The sequence below is a fragment of the Ideonella sp. P3_A4 genome, assembly GCF_056403075.1.
Window position 1 is genome coordinate 1 of record NZ_JBFUGE010000679.1, and the last position, 3,022, is coordinate 3,022.

The 3,022-nt window shown below is 65.8% G+C and carries 3 protein-coding genes; 2 read left to right on the plus strand and 1 reads right to left on the minus strand.

Features of this window, described 5'->3' with window-relative positions:
* The first annotated feature begins 351 nt into the window (after window positions 1–351).
* Window positions 352–2,019, plus strand: coding sequence for a glyoxal oxidase (locus AC1DYI_RS31025; protein WP_477207963.1), 1,668 nt, complete (start codon window positions 352–354; stop codon window positions 2,017–2,019).
* 101 nt (window positions 2,020–2,120) lie between these two features.
* Window positions 2,121–2,459, plus strand: a complete 339-nt coding sequence (locus AC1DYI_RS31030) for a hypothetical protein (RefSeq protein WP_477207964.1) — start codon at window positions 2,121–2,123, stop codon at window positions 2,457–2,459.
* A 171-nt stretch (window positions 2,460–2,630) separates the two neighbouring features.
* Here the strand turns inward: AC1DYI_RS31030 and AC1DYI_RS31035 are convergent, their stop codons facing one another.
* Entirely contained in the window at window positions 2,631–2,990 is a 360-nt protein-coding gene (locus AC1DYI_RS31035; RefSeq protein ID WP_477207965.1) for a hypothetical protein, read from the minus strand.
* Window positions 2,991–3,022 lie beyond the last annotated feature (32 nt).

Sequence of the window (3,022 nt, forward strand, 5' to 3'; positions counted from 1 at the left end):
GTGCCGATGGGCACGCGAGCAACTGTGGGTGCGAAGCAGGAGGCGCATATGAATGGGCCGTATATTTGTGAATCGGCTGTATGCAAAGCATTTCCGGGTGTGACGCCTGTTTCAACGTCAGCAGGGGCGCTTTTTGCCGTTCAAGAGGGTTGACGCTGCCTTCGCGTCCGGCCCATGGGCGTACAGACGAAATTTGAAGGCCGCCGACGACATCGGCGCCTAGGGATTCAACAGCAGGCGATTGCCGACTAGCATCCTTCCAAGTTACGTCAGATGGGCAGACCTCACTCCATGCAGAGCTCGAATCAACATCGCCAGGCTAGGTCATCGCGCACCGGCCGTCGTGCCGCCATGCAACTCGTGGCCGCTGTCGCGTTGGCCGGCTGCGGGGGGTCCAGTGCGCCTGATCCCGAAACGCAGGCGCTGGAGGACCAGACCTCTGCCACTGACACCGCGCCGATCGACTACGGCGCCGGCCCGGGGATCGGTACCGACGACCAGGGGCGCGATGCCCGAGTGTCAGCCCTGGGGCCACAGCAAGCCCAGGCGATCACTGTGCCGAATGGGCCGCCGGACGTTCACCTGAAGGGCATGTTCGGCGAAGCCTTCAGCTGGCCCCTGATTCCGCTGCACACCATCTTGCTGCCCGACGGCCGCGTGCTCAGCTTCGGCAGCAAGCCCAACGGCGGCCAGAGCGGGCTGATGCACTACGCCCTGTGGGACCCGGCGCTGGGCACGGGCACCGAATCGAAGCTGTTGCTGTCCAACACGACCGGCACCGACATCTTCTGCGCCGGCCAGGCGCTGCTGCCCGGCAGTGGCAACGTGCTGCTGGTTGGTGGCGACCGCATCGTCAACGGCAAGCGCAACTACGCCAACAACGACGTCAACCTGTTCACGCCGGCCGACAACAAGCTGACGAAGCAGACGCAGTCGATGGCGTTCCAGCGCTGGTACGCCACGCTGGTGACGACGGCCGCTGGCGAGCAGGCGGTGATCGGTGGCCGCATCGACATGCTGTTCGAAGGCAATGCCCAGTACCCGCCGACGGCCGACACCTACGCCAGCACCCCGGAGGTGTACAGCGCCACGAGCGGCTGGCGCACGCTGACGACCGCCACCAACGAGTGGGCCTACGGCTCGAAGGTCCAGGCCTGGAACTATCCCAAGGCCTGGTGGTCGCCGCAAGGCAAGGTGCTCGTCTTCACCGTCAAGGGTGAGTTCTTTGCGCTCGACGTTGCCGGCACGGGCAGCGTGGCCAAGGTGCCGGGTGTGTTGCCGCTGGGCGCCTACAACCTGCCGGCCGCGATGTACCAGCCGGGCAAGATCCTGTCGGTGCGCGCGGCCGCCAAGGCGGTGGTGGTCGATATCAACAGCACCACGCCGGTGGTCACGCCGACGGCGTCCTTGTCGGCCGATCGCCGCTTCGGCAACGCCACCGTGCTGGCCGACGGCAAGGTGTGGGCCAACGGCGGCTCATCCACCGGCAACGACCTGGTCGGCGCGCGCTACGACTCGGAGACCTGGAACCCGGCCACCGGCACCTGGACGCTGGGTGCCACGGCCACCAAGGCGCGGCTGTACCACAGCATCTCGATGCTGATGCCCGACGGCTCGGTGCTCACCGGCGGCGGCGGCGCGCCGGGCCCGGTGACGCAGCTCAATGCGGAAATCTACTTCCCGCCGTACCTGTACAAGACCGATGGCTCCGGACAGCCTGCCGTTCGCCCGGTCATCGCGACGGCGCCGAGTGCGGCCACCTGGGGTCAGGCCGTGGCGGTGACCATGTCCGATGCGAACCCGGTCACGCGCATGACGCTGGTGCGTTTTGGCGCAGTGACACATGACTTCAGCAACGAGCAGCGCTTCCAGGATGTGAGCTTCACCCAGAACGGCGCGGGCCTGACGGTCACCATGCCGGCCTCGGCCAACTACGCGCCGCCGGGCTTCTACATGCTGTTCGCGCTGGATGCACAAGGTGTGCCTTCGCAAGCCAAGATCGTGCGACTGGGCGCATGAGGTGACCACGCCCCGACGGGGCTGGCCTCTTGGGGCCGTCGGGCTGCACGGCTCGGGCGTCGAACCTCGACGCCCGCGGTTGTTGGAAAATGCAGCCCGCGATGCCCACCCGCAAGGCTGCCCGACACCATCACCACGTCTACGTGGTGGAGTTGTCTGACCGCGTGTGGAACGTGGCGGCCTTTCGCAAGGCCAACCCCGAGCACGTTCTTGGCAAGCCCTTGGTCTATGTCGGCATGACCGGGCTTGACCCCGACCTGCGCTTCGACAGGCACAAGGCCGGCATCCAGGCCAACCGCTACGTGCTGGAGTACGGCCTTCGGCTGATGCCCGAGCTCTACGAGGTCTACAACCCGATGCCCTACGAGGCGGCACGGGACATGGAAGTGGAGCTGGCCATCGGCTTGCGGGAAGCGGGCTACGGGGTCTGGCAGGCCTGACCCGAATGGTCTTCTAGCCGCACGACTTCAGCGCGTCAAACTCGGGTAGGTGAAACCCACGAAGGGGACGGCGTTCGACATGAGGACTGTTCCTCATGTAACGCGCTAGTTGCTCGTCACTCGGGTTCGATCCGTTGGCGTCGATGTCGGAACATCGATTTGCCCATCTCGTCACGAGACGACGAACTGCTCCAGCGCCATGTCGTCGGCGGCCAAGGTGTCGTGAAGCGTCAGGTCGATCCTGAAGCTGGTGCCGCTCAGAATTGCGTGCGCGACTTGGGCATGCAGGCGCATCGAATGGCTCACGCCCTTGACGGGCAGGCTCAACTGCACCTCGCACGGCGTCCTTGCCGGCAGGGTCTGATCCACCTGGATGGACAAGGCTCGCAAGCCAATATCGACAGTGCGCGCGGACAGCTGTTGGCCACTGGCCAACACGACGACGGCCGCGACCCGGAGCGGCCGACGTGCGCCCGAGCGTCGATCCAGGTCAGCGGCAAATGATTGGGATGTGGCGGGCGCGATGGGCATGTGGTCCTCTCTGACGAGGGGCAATCATCACC